Annotated in this window: 22 protein-coding genes; 11 read left to right on the top strand and 11 right to left on the bottom strand. The window is 63.1% G+C overall.

What is annotated here, in order from left to right:
* Window positions 1-77: 77 nt before the first annotated feature.
* Together AC1D1B_RS14435 and AC1D1B_RS14430 are read right to left on the bottom strand one after the other, a co-directional pair.
* Complete coding sequence (locus AC1D1B_RS14435) at window positions 78-473, bottom strand: (R)-mandelonitrile lyase (protein WP_477333154.1); 396 nt, start codon at window positions 471-473, stop codon at window positions 78-80.
* A gap of 48 nt (window positions 474-521) precedes the next feature.
* A complete protein-coding gene (locus AC1D1B_RS14430; protein WP_477333152.1) occupies window positions 522-1073 on the bottom strand; it encodes a methyltransferase family protein in 552 nt (183 codons plus the stop codon).
* A gap of 148 nt (window positions 1074-1221) precedes the next feature.
* On the opposite strand from AC1D1B_RS14430, the gene AC1D1B_RS14425 reads away from it, so the two are divergent.
* The 3 genes from AC1D1B_RS14425 (at window position 1222) to AC1D1B_RS14415 (ending at window position 5711) form a co-directional block, all read left to right on the top strand.
* Window positions 1222-2079 (top strand): alpha/beta fold hydrolase, encoded by an 858-nt coding sequence (locus tag AC1D1B_RS14425; RefSeq protein WP_477333150.1) that lies wholly within the window; start codon window positions 1222-1224, stop codon window positions 2077-2079.
* Window positions 2080-2331: 252 nt separating this feature from the next.
* Window positions 2332-4383 carry an elongation factor G gene (locus AC1D1B_RS14420; protein WP_477333148.1) on the top strand — a complete coding sequence of 684 codons (2052 nt, stop codon included), beginning with the start codon at window positions 2332-2334 and terminating at the stop codon, window positions 4381-4383.
* Between the two features lie 830 nt (window positions 4384-5213).
* Window positions 5214-5711 carry a methyltransferase family protein gene (locus tag AC1D1B_RS14415; protein ID WP_477333146.1) on the top strand — a complete coding sequence of 166 codons (498 nt, stop codon included), beginning with the start codon at window positions 5214-5216 and terminating at the stop codon, window positions 5709-5711.
* A gap of 25 nt (window positions 5712-5736) precedes the next feature.
* Here AC1D1B_RS14415 and AC1D1B_RS14410 read toward each other — a convergent pair whose 3' ends face one another.
* Window positions 5737-6633, bottom strand: coding sequence for a LysR family transcriptional regulator (locus AC1D1B_RS14410; RefSeq protein ID WP_181058731.1), 897 nt, complete (start codon window positions 6631-6633; stop codon window positions 5737-5739).
* Between the two features lie 80 nt (window positions 6634-6713).
* Window positions 6714-7688 carry a thioredoxin-disulfide reductase gene (trxB, locus tag AC1D1B_RS14405; protein ID WP_477333144.1) on the bottom strand — a complete coding sequence of 325 codons (975 nt, stop codon included), beginning with the start codon at window positions 7686-7688 and terminating at the stop codon, window positions 6714-6716.
* 256 nt (window positions 7689-7944) lie between these two features.
* Here trxB and AC1D1B_RS14400 point away from each other — a divergent pair, with 256 nt between their 5' ends.
* A complete protein-coding gene (locus AC1D1B_RS14400) occupies window positions 7945-8415 on the top strand; it encodes an Lrp/AsnC family transcriptional regulator (protein ID WP_112560993.1) in 471 nt (156 codons plus the stop codon).
* On the opposite strand, the gene AC1D1B_RS14395 is transcribed toward AC1D1B_RS14400, so the two are convergent.
* The 5 genes from AC1D1B_RS14395 to AC1D1B_RS14375 form a co-directional block, all read right to left on the bottom strand.
* Window positions 8412-9068, bottom strand: a complete 657-nt coding sequence (locus AC1D1B_RS14395) for a D-glycero-alpha-D-manno-heptose-1,7-bisphosphate 7-phosphatase (protein WP_477333142.1) — start codon at window positions 9066-9068, stop codon at window positions 8412-8414. The two genes, AC1D1B_RS14400 and AC1D1B_RS14395, sit on opposite strands and share 4 nt — an antisense overlap.
* A complete protein-coding gene (locus AC1D1B_RS14390; RefSeq protein WP_477333140.1) occupies window positions 9061-9633 on the bottom strand; it encodes a D-sedoheptulose-7-phosphate isomerase in 573 nt (190 codons plus the stop codon). Before AC1D1B_RS14390 ends, AC1D1B_RS14395 begins: the two co-directional genes overlap by 8 nt.
* Before the next feature lie 8 nt (window positions 9634-9641).
* Entirely contained in the window at window positions 9642-11132 is a 1491-nt protein-coding gene (gene rfaE1, locus AC1D1B_RS14385; protein WP_477333138.1) for a D-glycero-beta-D-manno-heptose-7-phosphate kinase, read from the bottom strand.
* 124 nt (window positions 11133-11256) lie between these two features.
* Complete coding sequence (locus AC1D1B_RS14380) at window positions 11257-11889, bottom strand: LysE family translocator (RefSeq protein ID WP_477333136.1); 633 nt, start codon at window positions 11887-11889, stop codon at window positions 11257-11259.
* A 358-nt stretch (window positions 11890-12247) separates the two neighbouring features.
* Window positions 12248-12484, bottom strand: coding sequence for a type II toxin-antitoxin system Phd/YefM family antitoxin (locus AC1D1B_RS14375; protein ID WP_477333134.1), 237 nt, complete (start codon window positions 12482-12484; stop codon window positions 12248-12250).
* A 137-nt stretch (window positions 12485-12621) separates the two neighbouring features.
* Between AC1D1B_RS14375 and rfaD the strand changes: the two genes are divergently transcribed.
* From rfaD to waaC, 3 genes are read left to right on the top strand one after another with little or no spacing between them, the layout of a single operon-like run.
* A complete protein-coding gene (rfaD, locus tag AC1D1B_RS14370; protein ID WP_477333132.1) occupies window positions 12622-13572 on the top strand; it encodes an ADP-glyceromanno-heptose 6-epimerase in 951 nt (316 codons plus the stop codon).
* Window positions 13545-14552 (top strand): lipopolysaccharide heptosyltransferase II, encoded by a 1008-nt coding sequence (gene waaF, locus AC1D1B_RS14365; protein ID WP_477333130.1) that lies wholly within the window; start codon window positions 13545-13547, stop codon window positions 14550-14552. The genes rfaD and waaF overlap by 28 nt, the downstream gene beginning before the upstream one ends.
* Window positions 14549-15526: a lipopolysaccharide heptosyltransferase I gene (gene waaC / locus AC1D1B_RS14360; RefSeq protein WP_477333128.1), complete on the top strand. Its 978-nt coding sequence runs from the start codon at window positions 14549-14551 to the stop codon at window positions 15524-15526. The genes waaF and waaC overlap by 4 nt, the downstream gene beginning before the upstream one ends.
* A 137-nt stretch (window positions 15527-15663) precedes the next feature.
* Here the strand turns inward: waaC and greA are convergent, their stop codons facing one another.
* Together greA and AC1D1B_RS14350 are read right to left on the bottom strand one after the other, a co-directional pair.
* Entirely contained in the window at window positions 15664-16137 is a 474-nt protein-coding gene (gene greA, locus AC1D1B_RS14355) for a transcription elongation factor GreA (RefSeq protein ID WP_477333126.1), read from the bottom strand.
* Between the two features lie 286 nt (window positions 16138-16423).
* Window positions 16424-16957 carry a tetratricopeptide repeat protein gene (locus AC1D1B_RS14350; protein ID WP_477333124.1) on the bottom strand — a complete coding sequence of 178 codons (534 nt, stop codon included), beginning with the start codon at window positions 16955-16957 and terminating at the stop codon, window positions 16424-16426.
* 203 nt (window positions 16958-17160) lie between these two features.
* On the opposite strand from AC1D1B_RS14350, the gene AC1D1B_RS14345 reads away from it, so the two are divergent.
* The 4 genes from AC1D1B_RS14345 to AC1D1B_RS14330 all read left to right on the top strand — a co-directional run bounded on the left by AC1D1B_RS14345 (window position 17161) and on the right by AC1D1B_RS14330 (window position 20531).
* Complete coding sequence (locus AC1D1B_RS14345; RefSeq protein WP_477333122.1) at window positions 17161-17586, top strand: DUF3775 domain-containing protein; 426 nt, start codon at window positions 17161-17163, stop codon at window positions 17584-17586.
* A 196-nt stretch (window positions 17587-17782) separates the two neighbouring features.
* Entirely contained in the window at window positions 17783-18835 is a 1053-nt protein-coding gene (locus tag AC1D1B_RS14340) for an extensin-like domain-containing protein (protein WP_477333322.1), read from the top strand.
* 114 nt (window positions 18836-18949) lie between these two features.
* Window positions 18950-19753 (top strand): extensin-like domain-containing protein, encoded by an 804-nt coding sequence (locus tag AC1D1B_RS14335; protein ID WP_477333120.1) that lies wholly within the window; start codon window positions 18950-18952, stop codon window positions 19751-19753.
* 148 nt (window positions 19754-19901) lie between these two features.
* A complete protein-coding gene (locus AC1D1B_RS14330) occupies window positions 19902-20531 on the top strand; it encodes an LssY C-terminal domain-containing protein (protein WP_477333118.1) in 630 nt (209 codons plus the stop codon).
* The last annotated feature ends 44 nt before the right edge of the window (window positions 20532-20575 follow it).

Raw genomic sequence — 20575 nt, 5'->3', positions numbered from 1 at the left:
GGTTTTTTGTTGGCGCCTCATGCTCCGGCATAGGCGGTGGCGAAGAGTTCGTGCATGCCGGTTTCGCCGCCATGCGCTCAGCCGCCATATTGTTCAGGGGTTACCGCTTCCATCCAATCGGCATGGACGCCGTCGAGCGCCTCCTGCATGGCGACATGGGTCATCGTCGTCTTCGGACCCGCACCATGCCAGTGCTTCTCACCGGGCTCGAACGAGATGACGTCGCCGGCTCTGATCTCCTGGATCGGCCCGCCCCATGTCTGCGCCAGTCCGGCGCCCGAGGTGACATAGAGCGTCTGGCCAAGCGGATGCGTGTGCCAGTGGGTGCGTGCGCCGGGCTCGAAGCTGACCAGCGTGGCGCGCAGCCGCGCGGGCGCTTCCTTGTCGATGATCGGCGTCTGCAACACGCGGCCGGTGAAATACTTGTCCGGCGCGATGATGGTCGGCACGCTGCCGCAGGCAATGATCTTCATGTCTGGCAATCCCTGAGTTCGGCAGACCCTACCCTGCCCCGGTGCCGGCTACCACCCCAGCCGCGGCCAGAACAGGCCGGCACGCCCACGGTAGGCCTTGTACGAGTCGGCGAGCGGTGTGCGCGAAAACTTCTTCTCTTCGTCGAGCGCCGCAAACACATAGAGGATGACAATCCCGGCGACCGGCACCACCGCCCAGATCGACCACGTCGCGATCCCCCACCCGATCCAGAAGATGATGTAGGACGTATAAAACGGGTGGCGGACATAGCCATAGGGGCCGTCGGTCAGCAGGCTGTGCGGATTGTCAGGCGCAAAGGCGAAGCGCAGCCGCGCCTTGCGCGACGTGACAATCGCCCACCAGAACAGGGCCGAGCTTGCCAGTTCGATGACGAGCCCGATGAGCTTTGCCGAAACCGGCTGCGCTTGGATCCACAATATGGCCAGAAAGAACAGCGCCGTGGCCATGACCGCCGCCGATATCACGATGGCGCCCGGAGACATGGCCTGCGATTGGAAATGCGCCCGCATCGACCAGACATACTGGCCAAGCGTCGCGATGCTGCAGATCGAGACAAGAAGGTCGAGGGCTGGTTCCATTGTCGGGATTCCGCAGGTGTTGCCATGGACCCGGCGGTCACGCCGATGGTCGATTTCTAGAAATCCTTTCTTAACCACATGTTTAAAGAACATATAGAGCCCGCGATGCGATGTTGGCCTTCAGGCAAATCTGAAGGTCTAATCCAGCATGAGCATTTCCGACCGCACGTTCCGCACGCCCCAGGCCGATTTGCGCCTCAGCCAGTCGTCGGGCTCTGGCATGCCCATCGTCATGATTCATGGTTCCGGCAGTTCGCGCGCCGTGTTTGCCCGTCAGTTCGACAGTCCGCTCGCCGATGCCCACCGGCTGATTGCGTTCGACCTTCCCGGCCATGGCGAGTCCTCCGATGCCCGCGACCCGGCAACCGCCTATACGATTACCGGCCTCGCCCAGACCACAGCCCGACTTCTCGATGCCCTGGGCATCGACCGCGCCATCATCTTCGGCTGGTCGCTCGGCGGCCATGTGGCGATCGAACTTGCCAGCTTCCACCATGCGGTGAGCGGCCTGGTGCTGACCGGGGCGCCGCCGGTTTCGAGGGGGCCTCTCGGCATGCTGCGCGGCTTTCATGCCAACTGGGACATGCTGCTCGCTTCCAAGAAGGTCTACTCCGAACGCGACGTCGAGCGTTTTGAGGCGCTTTGCTTCGGCGACACCGCAAGTCCGTCTTTCCGCGAAGCCATCAGGCGCACCGACGGCAGGCTTCGCGCCGGCGTCGCGCGCAGCATGTTTGCCGGCGGCGGCGCCGACCAGAAACAGGTGGTTGAACACGCTTCGTTCCCGGTCGCGGTCATCAATGGAGAGCATGACCCGCTGGTGCGGCTGAGCTACTTCGAGACGGTGGCCTACGCCTCGCTGTGGGAACAGTGCCATATCATATCAGGCGCCGGCCATGCACCGTTCTGGGAACGGCCGGAGCTGTTCAACCCGCTGCTCACGCGCTTTGCCGAGGCGGTGGTGAAGCGGAGCACAGCCAGTCCTGCACTGCAAAGCCAGGCCCGCTGAAACTTCCCGACAGTTTCTGATCCTGGCTTCTGCCTCTCCGCCTGACGGTGGCGCACGCCCCGATTTCTATTTTCCTTGCCCTGCCGGCTAACCCGTGGGACGATGGGTTTGGGCAGGTGGCTAAATGAAAACAACCCCGCCCGCGACGGTCGAACAGGCCGGCCGCCGCTCACGTCAGGGTGCGATCGGCGCAAAACCGTTTCCACTTTTGCTGATCGCAACCCAAGGGCAACGCCTGAGTGGAGGTCAGCCATGGGTACTCGCGCCGGAGGACGACGCACGGGACCGAAATGCATTGCCATAGTCGGTCCCTTTGCAAGCGGTAAGACGACACTTCTCGAAGCCATCCTCGCCCGTACGGGCGCCATCCCCCGCCAAAATCCCGTTTCATCGGGAAGCACCGTTTCCGATCATTCGCCCGAGGCGCGCGCCCATGCCATGAGCGTCGAGGCGACCTTTGCCACCACCGAATTCATGGGCGAGCAGCTCACCTTCGTCGACTGTCCCGGATCGATCGAATTCTCCTTCGAGGCCGAGCCGGTGCTGGCCGCCTGCGACATCGCCGTGGTCGTCGCCGAGGCCGACGAGAAGAAGATCCCTGCCTTGCAGCTCATCATGCGCAAGCTCGACGATCTCGGCGTGCCGCGCATCCTGTTCCTCAACAAGGTCGACAAGGCAATCGCCGGCGTGCGCGATACGCTGAAGATGCTGCAGCCGACAAGTGCGGCGCCGCTGCTGCTGCGCCAGATTCCGCTGCGCAAGGACAATGTGGTGATCGGTTCGATCGACCTGGCGCTGGAGCGCGCCTACATCTACCGCGAATATGCCGAAAGCCAGGTCGCCGAGATTCCGGGCGACGAAAAGGCGCGCGAGCTGGAAGCCCGCTTCTCCATGCTGGAGACGCTCGCCGATCACGACGACCAGTTGATGGAGCAGTTGCTGGAGGAGATCGAGCCGCCGAAGGACGCGGTCTTCGACGATCTCTCCGCCGACCTGCGCGCCGGCGCCATAACCCCGGTGCTGATCGGCACCGCCGAAAAGGGCAATGGCGTGCTTCGCCTATTGAAGGCGATCCGCCATGACGCACCGGACATCGAGGCCACCCGAAAACGGCTCGGTGTCCCCGACGGCAATCAGACCGTCGTCCAGGTGATGAAGACCATCCACACCGCGCATGGTGGCAAGCTGTCGGTGTCGCGCGTGCTCTCCGGCCAGATCGCCGATGCCGCCGAGCTTTATTTGTCGAACGGCGAGACGGCGAAGGTCTCGGGCATCTACAAGATGCTCGGCAAGGACCAGTCCAAGCTCGCTGCTGCCAAGGCCGGCGACACGGTGGCGTTGGGCAAGCTGGACGAGGTCAAGACCGGCCAGACATTGAGCTCCGCCAAGGGCGGCATGAAGCCGCTGCTTACGCTGACACCGCCGCAGCCGGTCTTTGCCTTTGCACTGCGGCCGAAGGAACGCAAGGACGAGGTCAAGATGTCGGCGGCCATCCAGCGCCTGGCCGAGGAAGATCCCTCGCTCACCCTGCGCCACAACCAGGACTCGGCTGAGACTGTGCTGTCGGGCCATGGTGAGATGCATCTGCGGGTCGTGCGCGAGCGGCTGGAGGGCAAGAACCAGATCCCGGTCGAAGGCCATGCGCCGGCGGTTCCCTATCGCGAGACGATCCGCAAGACGGTGCAGCAGCGCGGCCGCCACAAGAAGCAGTCGGGCGGCCATGGCCAGTTCGGCGATGTGGTGATCGAGATCAAGCCGCTGCCGCGTGGCTCCGGCTTTCAGTTCTCGGACACCATCACCGGCGGCGTCGTGCCCAAGACCTACATCCAGTCAGTCGAGACCGGCGTGCGCGACTATCTGAAATCCGGCCCGCTCGGCTTTCCTGTGGTCGATGTCTCCGTCAACCTCTCCGACGGCTCCTACCATGCCGTCGATTCCTCCGACATGGCTTTCCAGATGGCGGCCAAGCTGGCGATGAAGGAGGGCATGGCGGCCTGCTCGCCGGTGCTGCTCGAACCGGTGATGAAGGTCGAGATCGTCACCCCGTCAGAAGCCACGTCGAAGATCATCGCGCTGATCCCGCAGCGGCGCGGCCAGATCCTCGGCTACGACGCACGGCCTGACTGGCCGGGATGGGATGTCGTCGAGGCGACCATGCCGCAGGCCGAGATCGGCGACCTGATCATCGAACTGCGCTCGGCGACCGCCGGCGTCGCCAGCTATCGCTGCGCCTTCGACCATATGGCCGAGCTTACCGGACGGTTGGCCGACGAGGCGATGAACGCCAACGGCAAGGCTGCCTAGAGCAATTCCAGGAAAAGTGTGAAGCGGTTTTCCGTCCGGAATTGCGTAGAACAAAGAGCTGGATCGGTTCGCCGTTTCCTTAAAACGGTGAACCGATCCAGGCGGCGCCCGATCCGCACAAAAAACGGCGCCCGGATGATCCGGACGCCGCTCCTATTGCGGACCGTCTTCTTGGGAGGAAAACGGCAGGTCCGCCGCATGTATCCGCCGCGCCTGGCGGCACTGGCAGACGAATGGGTTCGGACGCGGTAGCCGCCTGAGCCCGGATCTTCCGAGTGATGCCCCCATCTCCCGGACGAACCAAACCGCGTCCTATGATCTGCTTAAACGATGAATCGCGCCTGCGCCATGTTACCTGAGGTTACATGTCACTGTTACGCGGCAATGCTGATCGGTTTTTTTCGGCGGTTGCGGCAGGCCTGAAAACAAAAAAGCCGGATCAACGAAGATCCGGCTGAGTTTGATTGGAAGTGCCTGTTAAGGCTAACCTCCAGAGGGGAACACTCGAGGGCGCTAATGGGAGGAGAACGCGCCCAAGAGATGATCTATATATGTGCTCATCATGCCCAAGAAACAAGCATCTATTTTGCAACACACGCATGCAAAAAGGCGCAGGCTGTGGTCTAACCCATTTTGGGGCCCGATAGGACCAGAAAAAGACTTCAAATGGCCTGCGCGGCCAGCCCATTGCTGTCACAGAACCGTAACCGGACCCGATTTTTGCGCCGAAGCGCGAAAATGCCAAATGACACGGAAACAGGCAGAGCGCGTTTATTTTTGCGGCACCGGCCAGAATCGGAAAGCCAGGCCGCTGGCAAGGGAGACCTGAAATGCGGACACCTCAGGCGATCGCCGGCAGCGCGCTCTTCTTCATCGTGGCACCTTGCGTCGTCGCCGGTGTGGTGCCCTGGCTGCTGACGGATCACTACCGTCTGCCACTGTCGACGGTGCCCGGCTTCGTCCCTGTTGGCGGAATCCTGATCGTCGCGGCCATCGCCCTGCTCATCCATTCCTTTGCCCGCTTCGCGCTCGAAGGCCTCGGCACCCCGGCGCCTGTTGCGCCCACTGAGAAGCTGGTGATCGGCGGCATCTACCGCCATGTCCGCAACCCGATGTATGTCGCAGTGCTGTCGATCATCCTCGGCCAGGCGCTGCTGTTTTCGAGCTGGAGCGTCGTCGCCTATGCCGCCATCGGCGCGGTCGTCATGAGCTCCTTCGTCAAGTTCTACGAAGAGCCGACGCTGGCCAGCCGCTATGGCGCCGAATACGAGACCTACCGCCGCAACGTCCCCGGCTGGTTGCCGCGGCTGACGCCGTGGCGGCGATAACCCGAAGCTGCGCCGCAGGCCTGTTTTAGAACGACCAGCTGCGCGCCTTCGCAATAATGAAGTCGCGAAACACGTGCAGCTTGGCCTGGTTCTTCATCGCGTCGGGATAGGCGAAATAGGTGTCGAAGGACGGCACCTCGGTCTCTGGCAAAAGCTGCACCAGATCCGACTCCTTGGAGATCACATAGTCGGGCAGCATGGCGATGCCGGCGCCGCCCTGCACGGCGCGCTTGATCGACAATATGTCGTTGATTTGCAGCGTCGGCACCCTTTGCCCGCCTTCGAAATCGCCGATCGTTTCCAGCCAGTTCAGTTCCGACAGATGCGACGGCACCGGCACGCCGAAGGTGACGATGCGATGGTTCTTCAGGTCTGCGACCGAGGTCGGCTTGCCGTGTTTGCCGACATAGGCCGGCGAGGCATAGAGGTGGAAATGCACGGTGAACAGGCGGCGCTGGATGAGGTCGGGCTGCTGCGGCTGGCGCAGCCTGATCGCGCAATCGGCCTGGCGCATGGTGAGGTCGAGTTCCTCATTGGCGAGGATCAGCTGCAGGCTGATTTCCGGATAGAGCTCGATGAATTCCTGCACCCGCTCGGTCAGCCAGCCGGCGCCGAGCCCGACTGTCGTCGTCACCCTGAGCACGCCTGAGGGACGGTCCTTGGCCTCTGTCAGCCGCGACTTGATGGTCTCAAGCTTCATCAGCACGTCATGCGCCGTGCGGAACAGCATCTCGCCCTGCTCAGTCAGCACCAGGCCCCGCGCATGGCGATTGAACAGCGGCACGCCGACATCATGTTCGAGCGCGCTGACCTGACGCGAAATCGCCGATTGCGACAGATGCAATGTCTCGGCCGCATGGGTGAACGACCCAGCCTCCGCCGCAGCGTGAAACACGCGAAGCTTGTCCCAGTCCAACGCCATTGAGTTCCCCTCGTTCTGTTTTTGGCGTCTGAATGAAAAATCAGGCTTTTGAACGGCTTGCTCTGCCGTCTTGATAGATTTTATTCCGCCGCTTCGCGATGCACCTCGATGCCGGCCAGGTACTTTTCCGCCTCGAGCGCGGCCATGCAGCCGAGCCCGGCGGCGGTCACCGCCTGACGGTAGATGTCGTCGGTCACGTCGCCGGCGGCGAACACGCCGGGCACGTCGGTGCGGGTCGAATTCGGCGCCGTCCACAGATAGCCGTTCGGCTTCTGCTTCAGCTTGCCGACGAACAGCTCGACTGCCGGCGCGTGGCCGATCGCCACGAACACGCCGTCGATCTTGAGATGGCTGATCTCGCCGGTCACCGCATTCCTAAGCTTCAGCCCTTCGACCGAAGGCGGCAGCGGTGTCTTGCCGGGCCGGCCGGTGATCTCGTCGACGATCGTGTCCCAGATGACGCGGACATTGTCCTTCTTCAACAGCCGCTCACGCAGGATGCGCTCGGCGCGGAAATCGTTACGCCGGTGGATGACGGTCACGCTCTTCGCCAGATTGGAGAGGTAGAGTGCCTCCTCCACCGCCGAATTGCCGCCGCCGATCACCGCGACATCCTTGCCGCGATAGAAGAAGCCGTCGCAGGTGGCGCAGGCCGAGACGCCGAACCCCATGAAGGTCTGTTCGGTGGGGATGCCCAGCCATTTTGCCTGTGCGCCGGTGGCGATGATCAGCGCGTCGGCGGAATAGGTGGTGCCGGAATCGCCCTTGGCGCGGAACGGCCGCACATTGAGATCGACCTCGGTGATGATGTCGTTGATGATGTCGGTGCCGACATGCTCGGCCTGCTTCAGCATCTGTTCCATCAGCCACGGGCCCTGGATCGGATCGGCAAAGCCGGGATAGTTTTCGACATCGGTGGTGATCATCAGCTGGCCGCCCTGCTGCAGGCCGGCGACGAGCATCGGCTTCAGCATGGCGCGCGCGGCGTAGACCGCGGCGGTATAGCCGGCCGGGCCGGAACCGATGATGAGAACAGGCGCGTGCTTGGTGGTCATCTAAAGCCTCTGTGGGGCAGACAATCGAGTGTGCCTTGGAAAAAGACGTGAAATGTCGCCGGTAATGTAAGGGTTGCCAACCACGCCAGCAAGACGAACAGGCCGTCGTCCCCGGAAAGCTTCGACCCACAGGCTTATTCGCGCAATCGCCGCTTTCGTTACCGCCCTAAAATCGCCTGACCAAGGGCTGGCATCGCCACAAAAGTCGTTTAATGACGAGATCGCGAAAGATTCTTGCGCTTAAGCTGAGACAGCCATGCCCCTGAAAGCCGACCTCGACGCCATCGACTGGAAGATTCTGCGCGAGCTTCAGGGCGATGGGCGCATGACCAATGTCGAACTGTCGAGCCGCGTCGGCATTTCGGCGCCGCCTTGCCTGCGCCGCGTCCGGCGGCTGGAGGAGACGGGCATCATCAGGGGCTATCGCGCTCTGCTCAACGCGCCGGCGCTCGGCATGGACGTCGTCGCTTTCTGCCTGATCGGCCTGCACCACCAGGCCGATGCGGAGCTGAAAACCTTCGCCGAGCGCACCCGCGGCTGGCCGATCGTGCGCGACGCCTGGATGGTGTCGGGCGAATCCGACTTTCTGCTGCATTGCGTGGCGAGCGATCTCGGCACGTTCCAGACCTTCGTCATCGAGCAGCTGGCCTCGGCGCCTAATGTCGACACGGTGCGCACCGCGCTCACCATCCGCCGCGTCAAGGACGAGGGGCTGGTGGCGTTCTAAGCTACGCCCAACCCTGCGATTACGTCGCACAGTCTGCGGTAATCATTGCCCGTCATCAGCTTGCGCGTCGTGAAACTGCCGTCCGGGGCCTTTTTGTTGAACCTGCCGCCGACCAGCCAGCCTTCTACCAGCCCTGCTCTTCGACCGGCTTCCATGTCGTCAGCCTTGTCGCCAACGATGATCGACCGACCGACGTCCACGCCCAGCAGATCACGAGCACGCAAAAGCATGCCTGGATTGGGCTTGCGCATCGGATGATCGCCTATCGCCAGTTCACCCGTGCCGCTCGAATGGTAGGCACAGGCAAGCACAATATCGATACGGCATTGCTCGGCTTCCAGAAGTGCCAGCAACCGGGCATTCACGGCGGCGAATTCAGGCCAACCGAAATAGCCGCGCGCAATGCCCGACTGGTTGGACACTATGACCACAGGAAAGCCGACAATATTGGCGGTTCGGATTACTGGCAGCATTTCCGGCCGCAGGACGATGTCAGCGGGATCGTCGGGATAGCCAGTATCGACATTGATGGTGCCGTCGCGGTCGAGGAACAGCGCCGGCGTCCCGGCTGAAAAGACCCGCGAACCGACCCGCTCGACCCACAGGCCGGGCTCAGCCAGCGGGTATGGGCCGGAGGCGTCGGTGTCAGCCATCACTGAGACGCGCTTCGACCACTTCGCAGAGATAATGGTAGAGGCACAGATGCCCCTGCTGGATGATCGGCGTCGAGGTCGAGGGTACGTTGAGCAGGATGTCGGTGAGCGGCTTGAGCTTGCCGCCGGTGTCGCCGGTCAGGCTGACCACCGTCATGCCCATCATCCGCGCCTGCTCGGCAGCGGCAAGAATGCTCGGCGAATTGCCGCTGGTCGAGATCGCCAGAAGCACGCCGCCGGCCGCGCCATGCGCCTCGACCTGGCGTGAAAACACCGTGTCGAAGCCATAATCATTGCCCCAGGCGGTAAGCATCCCGGCATTGGCCGGCAGCGCAATAACATTGTAGGCCTTGCGCTCTTTGAGGAAGCGGCCGACCAGTTCGGTGGCGATGTGGATGGCGTCGCTGGCCGAACCGCCATTGCCGCAGACCAGCAGCGCCTTGCCCGACGAGAGCGCCGACACGACGGCGCTCACCGCACGTTCCATCTCGTCGGTCAGGTCACGCTCGACCGTGGCGTTGATCGCAGCCGCCGAGCGGACCAGGTAATCGTTCAGTCCCGACATGAAATCCCTCAGTTTGTGGTGCCGGCGCGCAGTTTGCCGATGGTGCCGGTGGTGCTCTTGCCGGCGACGAGGTCGACCAGCACGACACGGCCGCCGGCCTTCTGCACCACATCGGCGCCGACCACGGTCTCGACGGTGTAGTCGGCGCCCTTGACCAATATGTCGGGCAGCAGCGCCTCGATCAGCGCCAGCGGCGTATCCTCTTCGAACACCACTACGGCGTCGACGGAAGCCAGGGCCGCGAGCACGCAGGCGCGGTCGTGCTGATCGTTGACCGGGCGGCCCGGTCCCTTCAGCCTGCGCACCGAGGCATCGCTGTTGAGGCCGAGCACCAGCCGGTCGCACTGACTGCGCGCCGCATGCAGCAGGCTGACATGGCCGGCATGCAATATGTCGAAGCAGCCATTGGTGAAGCCGACGCTGAGGCCTTCCTCCTTCCACGCCGCAACCATGCGCGCCGCCGATGCGGCGTCGAGGATGGCATCCTTGTGGGCGGTCGGGCCATGCGAGCGGAACAAGGCGCCGGTGAGTTCCTCGACCGTCAGCCGCGCGGTGCCGCGCTTGCCTACCACCACGCCGCCCGCCGCATTGGCGATGGACGCGGCCATGACGCGATCGGCGCCCGCGGCCAAGGCCAGCGCGAAGCTCGCGATCACCGTGTCGCCGGCGCCCGACACGTCGAACACTTCGCGCGCCTGGGTGGCGATGTGGCGCGCCTCATCCGCGCCGACCACGCTCATGCCCTTTTCGCTGCGGGTGGCGACGACGAAGTCGAAGCCATGCGCCGAGATCAGCTGACGCGCCGCAGCCACGATCTCGTCATCGGCAAAAACCGGATGACCGACCGCTTCGCCGAGTTCCTTGCGGTTGGGCGTGATGGCGGTTGCGCCGGCATAGCGCGCATAGTCGCGGCCCTTCGGATCGACCAGCACCGGTTTTCCCGCCTTACGGCAGATGGCGATCAGTTCGGCGGCAACGCCGTCTAGCAAGATGCCCTTGCCGTAGTCGGACAGGATGACGATGTCGGCGCGAGCGAGTGCGTCGCGGAAATGCCGGACCAGGCCCGCCCGCTCCTCGTCGTCGAGCGGCTTGATCTCTTCCTCATCGAAGCGCAGCACCTGCTGGTTGAGCGCGCTGAAGCGGCTCTTCGACGACGTCATGCGGCCGCGCGCCTGCGCCAGGCCAGCCGTGTCGGCACCAAGCTCGCCAAGCATGCGCACCAGATTGTCGCCGGCCGCATCGGTGCCGATCACCGAGACCGGAATGGCCTTGGCGCCAAGCGAGACGATGTTGGCGACGACATTGCCGGCGCCGCCCATCGTCGAGGTCTCGCCACGACCGTGCAGCACCGGGATCGGCGCTTCCGGCGAGATGCGCTCGATGACGCCGTTGACGAAACGGTCGAGGATGAAGTCACCGACGACCAGCACGGCCACGTCGCCAAAGCGGGCAATGGCGCGGTGCAAAGGTTCAGGCGAAGGCGGATTGTGCTTGATCATGTCACTGGCAATGCGAGGGAAAGGCCGATCTCAATCACGCTGAAAATTGTCAATTTACGGGCCGGATCGTTCATGGCGAAGCCGATATACCGCAAATCCACGCAGCGCAACGTCAAGGCAGCCGTCAGGTCTTCTGCAGGGCGACGTGAACGCCCAGTCCAACCAGCACTGCCCCGCCTGCCCGCTGCATCATGCGCTGCGCACGGCTGGAGCGCTTGAGCCGGCCGATCACCAGCCCGGCCAGGAACACGCAGACGATATCGGCCGAGGAAAACATCAGATTGACGATGGTGCCGAGCACGACGAACTGCAGCCAGACCGGGAATCCTGCCGAGGCATCGATGAACTGCGGCAGGAACGCCATGAAGAAGATCGCCGTCTTCGGATTGAGCACCTCGACAGTGATACTCTCGAAGAAGGCGCGGCGGGCCGATTTGCGCTCGATTGTGGGCAATGCCGCATCGCCCTCCCCGCGCTTGCGAAACAAGGAGACGCCGAGCCAGATCAGATAGAGCGCGCCGAACAGCTTGACCGCCATGTAGAGTGGCGGCACGGCGTGGAACAGCACCGAAAGGCCGGCGGCAGCGGCAAACACATGGAAATAGCCGCCAAGATGGATGCCAAGCGCCGCCGTCAGCCCCGACCAGCGCCCACGCGCCATGGTCTGCGCGGCGGCATAGAGCATGGCCGGACCCGGAATGTAGGCAAAGATCGCCGTGGTGGCGAAAAACGCGATGAGCAGTTCGGTCGACGGCATTTCTTCTACCTCAATGATTGGGCTCTGACAGGCTGCGCCTCACTGCCCTCATGTCCATATTGGCGATACCACAGATGTGGATATCTTCGAACTCATCCAACTATCTTGCCAGGCGTTTGCTCTGCCCCTCACCTGCCTGCCGGCATCCTCTCCCCGTATAGTGACGGGGAGAGGGACGCTCTCATCGACGGGTTTCGCCAATTGTCAGCGTCGCAGGAAAAGCGGCAGGTTGCGGCCAATACCCTTCTCCCCGTCACTATACGGGGAGAAGGTGCCGGCAGGCGGATGAGGGGCGGCGCGACCTCACGAGATTGTCGGCAATCAGCCCATAGCGACTGCACTGCTGGCGGCGGCGGGTTTAATCACGATCCAATTCTCGAGAGTACTCCTCAAGCATCTCGACATGTTCGGGCGGAGCATCCTTGGCGGCGTAGGCGCGGCGGCTGTCGTTGACGAAGCGAGCCTCGTAGGCCTCGATACTCATCAGGACGTATCTCGGCTTGTTGTGACGGGTGATAGAGACGGGTTGCTGGCTGGCAGCCGCAAGCACGTCTCCGAGATTCTGTTTCAGATCGGTAGATGGATAGTGCTTCATGGGTACTCCGTTTTGCACATAATAGACAAAACAGACAAAATAGACAAGAACGGCAATGGAAGGGTGGTCGTCCACTTTATCGACAGTCCGCGTGACCTCCCCTATAAGGACCGGAATCGCAGCAACCAGAGGCCTTCATGATCATCGTCACGGGCGGCGCCGGCATGATCGGCTCCAACATCGTCGCCGCACTCAATGCTGAGGGCCATGACGACATCCTGGTCGTCGACGACCTGACCGACGGCCACAAGATCGCCAATCTGTCTGATCTCAAGATCGCCGACTATCTCGACAAGGATGAATTCCTGCTGCGCATGGAAGCCGGCGACCTCGGCCGCGTCGAGGCCGTCTTCCATCAGGGCGCCTGCTCGACCACCACCGAATGGAACGGCAAGTTCATGATGGAGGTGAACTACGCCTATTCCAAACGGCTGCTGCATGCTTGCCTGTCGCTGCGCATACCGTTCCTCTATGCCTCTTCGGCATCCGTCTATGGCGGCGGCTCGGAGTTTCGCGAGGATCCGGCGCTCGAGCGGCCGCTCAACGTCTACGCCTATTCGAAAAAACTGTTCGACGACTATGTCAGGCGGACCGTCTTCGATAGCGATCATTCGCAGGTCGCCGGCCTGCGCTATTTCAACGTCTACGGACCGCGCGAGGCGCACAAGGGCGCCATGGCCTCGGTCGCTTTCCATCTGTTCAACCAGGTCGAGCGCGGCGAAAACCCAAAATTGTTCGGCGCCTATGATGGTTTTGGGCCAGGCGAACAAACCCGCGATTTCATCCATGTCGGCGATGTCGCCGACGTCAATCTGTGGCTGTGGAAGCGGGGCTCGAGCGGCATCTTCAACTGCGGCACCGGCCGCGCCCAGCCGTTTCGCGCCATTGCCGAGACCGTGATCGACACGCTGGGCAAGGGCGAGATCGAGTTCATTGAATTCCCCGACCACCTCAAGGGCAGCTACCAGAGTTTTACCCAGGCTGATATGTCCCGCTTGCGCGCAGCCGGCTATAACGGGCAATTCCGCACAGTGGAAACCGGCGTCAGAGACTATGTCGAATGGCTGAAAGCCCAACGATCCTCGTGATCGGCCCACGCTGGGTGGGCGACATGGTCATGGCGCAGTGCCTGTTCTCGGCGCTGAAGGAACGCTATCCCCACGCCGCCATCGACGTGCTGGCCCCGGCCTGGGCGGCACCTTTGGTCAAGCGCATGCCTGAACTGCGCCAGCAGATCGACTTCCCGCTGAAACCCGGCGCGCTCGAATTCACCATTCGCCGCCGCTTCGGCCGCCTGCTGCGCGGCCGCTACGACATGGCGTATGTCCTGCCGGGAAGCTGGAAATCGGCGCTGATCCCGTTCTTTGCCCGCATTCCGCGCCGCTTCGGCAACCTCCGCGAAATGCGCTATGGGCTGCTGACCGACATCGTGCCGTTACCCGAAAGCGTCAAGCGGCGCACCGCGCAGGCCTATTTCGGCCTTGCCCAGGGCGGACATTTCCGGCCGCCGCGGCTCACCGTCGATGCGAGCAATCAGAAAGAACTCCTTGCCCGCTTCGACCTGCAATCGGGAAAATTCGTCGCCATGATGCCCGGCGCCGAATTCGGCCCGGCCAAGCGCTGGCCGAGCGAAAGCTATGCCGGCCTCGCCCGCGAGATGATGGCAAAAGGCTTCCGGGTCGCACTGTTCGGCTCGAAGAATGACCGCGACGTCACCGCCGAGATCGCGGCACTCGCACCCGGCGCCGTCGATCTCGCCGGCAAGACTCGGCTGGAAGACGCCATCGACCTGATCGCGGCTGCACGACTGGCGGTATCCAACGACAGCGGGCTGATGCATGTCGCGGCCGCGGTCGGCACGCCGGTCGTTGCCGTCTACGGCTCGACCTCGCCTGAAAACACGCCGCCGCTCGCCGAGCAGCGCGAGCTGATCTGGCTGCATTTGTCCTGCTCGCCCTGCCATCAGAAGATCTGCCCGCTCGGCCATCTCAACTGCCTGAAGACACTGGATGTCGCGAAGGTTGCGGCGGCGGCGGACCGTTTGCTGGAGCTCCCGGCCGTCGCATGAAGGTGCTGATCGTCAAGACATCGTCGATGGGCGACGTCATCCACACCTTCCCCGCTGTCGAGGATGCGCGCCGCAAGCGCCCTGAGATCTCCTTCGACTGGTGCGTCGAAGAGGCTTTTGCCGGCATCGTCGCGCTGCATCCGGCGATAGCAAAGATCCATACCGTCGCCATCCGGCGCTGGCGCAAGCATCTGTTTAACGCCGGCACATGGCGCGAAGCGATGGGCTTGCGCCGCGCCTTGCGGGCAGGCCACTACGACCTTGTCATCGACGCGCAGGGGCTGCTGCTGAAATCGGCGCTGGTAGCGAAACTGGCCAGCGCCCCGATTGCCGGCTTCGACCGGGCGAGCGCACGCGAACCGTCAGCGGCGCTGTTCTACGACCGGCGCTACGCCGTACCGCGCGACCTGCACGCCATCGAGCGCACACGGCGGCTGTTCGGGCTGGCGCTCGATTACGAGCCCGATCTTTCGACGCTGTCATCGGGGATTGTGCCGCCTCCCCCAGGCTTGGCCGGCATCGACGGCAAGACGGCCTTCCTGCTGCACGGCACCAGCCGCGAGGACAAGAAATGGCCGGCCGAAGACTGGATCGGAGCCGCCCGCCTGCTGGCTGAACGGGGTACAACGCCGGTCACCACTTGGTCGAACGAGCGCGAGAAGACCGTGGCCGAGGCGATCGCAAAAGCCGTGCCGTCTACAATCGTGGTGTCGAAATCACCACTGGCTGAAATCGCCGCCATCCTCGGCCGCTCGACGCTGGTCATCGGCGCCGACACCGGCCTGACCCACCTCGCCGCCGCCTTCGGCCTGCCAACGGTCGCGGTGTTCCTGGCGACGGAGCCGGGTTTGACCGGCCCACGCGGGCAATATGCCTCAACGCTGTTGGCCGCGGCTGGCAGGCGCCTAGCGCCGGCCGACGTGGTGGCGGAAGCCGAAAAGCTGTTAGCCCTTAGGCTGCAAGCTCCAGCATAGGACCTTTTCAGAATTCGCTCTGGTGAGTCGAATAGCGTGGTTTTCGAGAACCGGAGCGGAGCGTACTAAGGTACGTGAGCACCGGAAGCGCAGAAAACCGCGCTAGTCGGCCGCCAGAGTAGAATTATCAAAAGGTCCTAGATGAATTGCACCTGGACGATCTCATAGCCCCGTGCGCCGCCGGGCGCGTTGACCTCGATGGCGTCACCGACTTCCTTGCCGATGAGCGCGCGCGCGATCGGCGACGAGATCGAGATACGGCCCGATTTCACGTCCGCTTCCTGGTCGCCGACGATCTGATAGGTCTTCTTTTCCTCGGTGTCCTCGTCGACCAGCACGACGGTCGCGCCGAACTTGACCTTGTCGCCGCTGAGCTTGGTGACATCGATCACCTCGGCCCGCGCGATATAGTCTTCGAGCTCGTTGACGCGGCCCTCATTGAGGCTCTGCGACTCCTTGGCGGCATGATATTCGGCATTTTCGGACAGGTCGCCATGCGAGCGCGCTTCGGAGATCGCCTCGATGATGCGCGGCCGCTCTTGCTGCTGACGCCAACGCAGTTCTTCCTTCAATGACGCGAACCCCTCGCCTGTCATCGGGACCTTGTTCATGATGCCTGACCTTTCCTGCCGCCACCCCCGCGTTTCGGGGAAAGCCTTGTCGATGGGTACAAAAAGAAAACGGGTCCGGCAGCCTCGGGCTAACGGAACCGTTTCACCGCAATTTCCCCCAATATAGCGATCTTCGCGCGCTTTTCACGCTGAAAAAGCGGGCTTTTGAAAAATCATGGGCCGATTGTGCAGTTGCCGTTACGGCATGCGCGCTCTGTTGCGGCTGCGACAACGAAAAACCGGCTGCGATTGCTCGCAGCCGGCCCAAGAAGCCGTTGGGGTGGGGTCAGCTTCTCATGAAATGGTAGATCTGTTCGGCCAGCATGCCGTATTCGCGCGAACCCTTGCCGGTGCGCTTCTCGATTTCGGCCAGCTGCTCCTGGGCGCCGGCCAGGTCACCGATCTGCAGATGCGCCTCGCCGAGATATTCCCGCACCAGCGTGTAATCGGGATTGATGCGCAGCGCTTCCTCGTAATAGCCGAGGCCGACCGTGACGCGGCCGGAATGGCGGTGCGAATAGCCGAGATAGTTGAGGATGCGCGGATCCTGCTTGTTCTCGGCAAGGCTGAGCACGGCGATCGCCTCGTCATAGCGCCCCGCCATCGCCAGATCGTGGCCGGCCTCATAGATGTTGTTGTCGTCGAGCATGCCGTATTTCGGCGTGACGCACTTCTTCAGCTTCTTGTCCCAGACCTCGCCCTTCTTGCATTTCGTGCTCCCGCCGTCGCCTCCGCCACCCTCGCCGGCGGTAAATGCTGGCGCCGCAAACAGCGGCAGAGCGACAATAGCCATTACCTGAATCAGCAAACGTCTGCGCATCGAAGCCTCCTTGAGGGATAACAATGAAATGCTAACGCCGAACGCGCGCCGTTTCATCCCGGAAAAAGGGCCACCATAAAACTATTTCTGCGGCCGAACCCACCTGAGTTTAACCAGAGGCAGGAGCCAGCTGGCCGAACATGACGTGACGCGCGCTGCAAATCCGCTATCATCCGCGAAAGGGACCAGCGGAGTGCGCGAGAGTGCAACAGCGCCGTGAACGGGAATGGGAGCTATCGATCGGCCCGGACACCGTTCGGCTGTTCATTCTCAAGGCAAAGGGGCTGAGTGCTGCCGTCAACGAAGACTATGCCGACGGCGCCGAGCATGAGGTCGAGTTCGACGGCGACACGCACGACAATCACCACCATGACGGCCTTGCCGAGGAAAGCTCGGAAAACCTCAGCGAGGAAGAGCTGCGCGAGCTGATCAACGACCTCAATGTAGATGAGGCGGCCGAGCTGATCGCGCTGGCCTGGGTCGGCCGCGGCGACTATGACGCTGCGGAATGGGCCGATGCGCTCGCCGCCGCGCGCGAGCGCGCCAACAAGCGCACGGCTAAATATCTGCTCGGCATGCCGCTTCTGGCCGATTGGCTGGAGGAAGGGCTGGAGGCGATTGGCGCGTAACGCCGGGGTAACCGATCGTGATCGGGCGCATGCGCTTTTCCCGGCAACCTCCGCAAGCCCACGCCGTTTAGGGCCAATGGCGGCGCTTGTCTTTTCCAGAATATGTGGGTTGGCGCTGGCCATGGTGGTCGCCGGATTGCTCACGACCCCGGCCGACGCCAAGCATCGCCGACATCACACGCCGCTGTCACCACGGATGGAGCAGCCGCTGTCACAGCGGGCCGACCAGCCGCTGAAGCCGAGCAGCAAGCACCGCCTGAAATCGCGCGGCAAGCGGCATATCGCACCGAACCAGGCAGAGTCGAAAACACAGGGGCCGCAGCCTTCGGCTGGCGCTGTTCCGGTGCCCGAGGCGCGCCCCGCAGAGGCGCAGAAGACCGACATTCCGATTGAAGAGCAAAAGACTGAAGGTCCGAAGACCAGCGGTGCACCCAACCGGTCCAATGACGATCGGTTCAATCAAGAAAAGTCCCGTCAGGAAAAGCAGGCGCGGCCCAGGCCGTCGGCCGCGGAGCCGTCAACCAATACGGAAAGTGAGCCTGAGCCGCCGGCCGTGGTGCCCGTTCCGACACAAAGGCCCGACGTCACAAAGCCGGAGGTAGAGCCGCCCGTCGTCGCCCCGCAGCCGCCTGACAAACCTGCGGATGCCGACGACAAGAAGATGCTGCCCGACCCCCGCTCCGCCGATTTGCCCGACGCAAAGATGCCGGCGGAGGAAGTTGCCTGTCGCGAGCGGCTGACGGCGCTTGGCGTCGAATTCGAGGAACACAAGGCGGAAAGCACCCCCGAAATCGGCTGCTCGATCCCCTATCCCCTGGTGCTGAAGTCGCTCGGAAAATCCATCGCCATCGGCCCCGCTACCGAGCTCAACTGTCCCATGGCCGAAGCCGCCGCCCGCTTTGCTGCCAATGTCATCCAGCCGGCGGCAAAAGCTGAATTCGGCGCCGACCTGAAATCGATCAACCAGGCATCGGCCTTCGTTTGCCGGCCGCGCCACGGCACGCGCAAACTGTCGGAACACGCCTTCGGCAACGCCCTCGACATCGCCAGCTTCACCCTGTCTGACGGCAGGAAGATCGAAGTCGGTCCAACGCCGCCTGAGAAGGACGCGAAATTCCTCAACGCCGTGCGCAAGGCCGCCTGCGGACCGTTCAAGACCGTGCTTGGACCTGGCGCCGACCCTGACCACGCCCTGCATTTCCATCTCGATCTCGAACCGCGCCGGCACGGCGGCACCTTCTGCCAGTAGGCTGGCAGACCGACCCACGTGCCGCATTTCGGCCGCAGGCATGAATGCGAGCGCTGAGCTTTCCTTTACCCTTGATCGTTAAAATGCCGGATATCCGTCAACGGGATTCCGTCAATGGCCGGCAGATTTCGCGCCGTTTTTTTCGCCTCCGCGCGCCAATCAAAACGCGCAGCGATGGCGGCCGCCGGCCTTGCGCTGGCCGCCGTTTCGGCCTGCAACACCGGCAGCGTGCTGTCGTTGCAGCCTGCCGTCGACGTCGGCTCGCAGACCGCGGCCGTGCCGCAATATGAAGGCATGCAGAAGCTCGTCCCGTCCAACCCCTACATGACCGCCGCCTATCCGCGCATGGACGAGCCGATGTCCGAGCCCGAACAGATGCCGGCCAGCGAAACCGACTGCCGTGGCGAGCTGAGGCGCCTCGGCGTCGTCTACACCGATGTCCAGCCGATCCACGAGGGACAGTGCGGCATCGACTTTCCGGTCAAGGTCTCGGCCATTGGCGGCATCCAGATGAAGCCGGCGGCGACATTGACCTGCGACATGGCCGCCAGCTTCGCCGCCTGGACCAGGAACGAACTGGTTCCCTCCGCCCGCTGGCGCTATTTCTCGGGCGTCAAGACCATCCACCAGGGCTCGAGCTATTCCTGCCGCAACATCGCCGGCGAAGGCGTTCTGTCCGAGCACGGCAAGGGCAATGCGCTCGATGTCATGAGCATCGAGCTCAACAATGGCGACGACATCGACGTGCGCAAGCCCGGCCTGTTCGCCTTCCGCACCCGTGGCTTCCTCAACAATGTGCGCGCCGATGGCTGCCAGTATTTCACCACCGTGCTCGGCCCCGGCTACAATTACGACCACCGCAATCATTTCCATTTCGACATCAAGAACCGCAAGAGCGGCTACCGCGCCTGCCGCTGACGGTAGCCGGCTCTCTTTGCCAAAACCCGGTCACGCCGCATAAGGTGACGCCGCACAAGCAGGCGGCGGCAGGTGGGTCAAAAAAGCCTTCGAAGACGCATAACGATCTGGCTGGCTGCTATCGTCGCTGCCTGGCTGGCGCTCGCCTATGTCGCCGCACCTGAATTCTGGACGTTTCGCGACCGCGGCTATCGCAAGCAGACCTTCGAGATGGACGCACACGCCGCAAGGTATTCCGGGCGACCCGATCAATGTCGGCCTTGTCGGCAGCGAAAAGGAGCTTGTGCATGCCTTCGCCGTGGCCGGCTGGGACACGGCCGATGGCGTGACGCTGAAGACCGCGATCGAAATCGGTGAAAGCGTGCTGTTCGATCATCCCTATCCCGACGCCCCGGTCAGCCGGTTGCTGTTCGAAGGCCGCGCCCAGGACCTCGCCTTTGAAAAACCGGTCGGCGGCAGCGCCGACCGGCGTCATCATGTCCGCTTCTGGCGCACCGATGCGACCGGCGACGATGGCCGCCCGCTATGGCTGGGCTCGGCCAGCTTCGACCGCGGCGTTGGTCTCAGCCACGACACCGGCGCCATCACCCACCATATCGGTCCCGACATCGACGCCGAGCGCGATCTCGTGATTCACGACCTGACTGCGGCCGGCATGGTGATCACGGTGAGCGATATCCCCGGTATCGGCGCCACCAAGGCCGGACGCAATGGCGGCGGCGACCCCTATTTCACCGACGGCAAGGCCATTGTCGGCGTGCTGCGACAACTGCCGTAAGGCGGCAAAAGCGTAGAAAATGGCGGCAAGCGGTCCGATGCTTT

This window comes from Mesorhizobium sp. P2_C5_2 (genome assembly GCF_056404535.1).
Note: the sequence above shows the minus strand (reverse complement) of the source record. Positions and strands in the feature narration are given on the sequence as shown.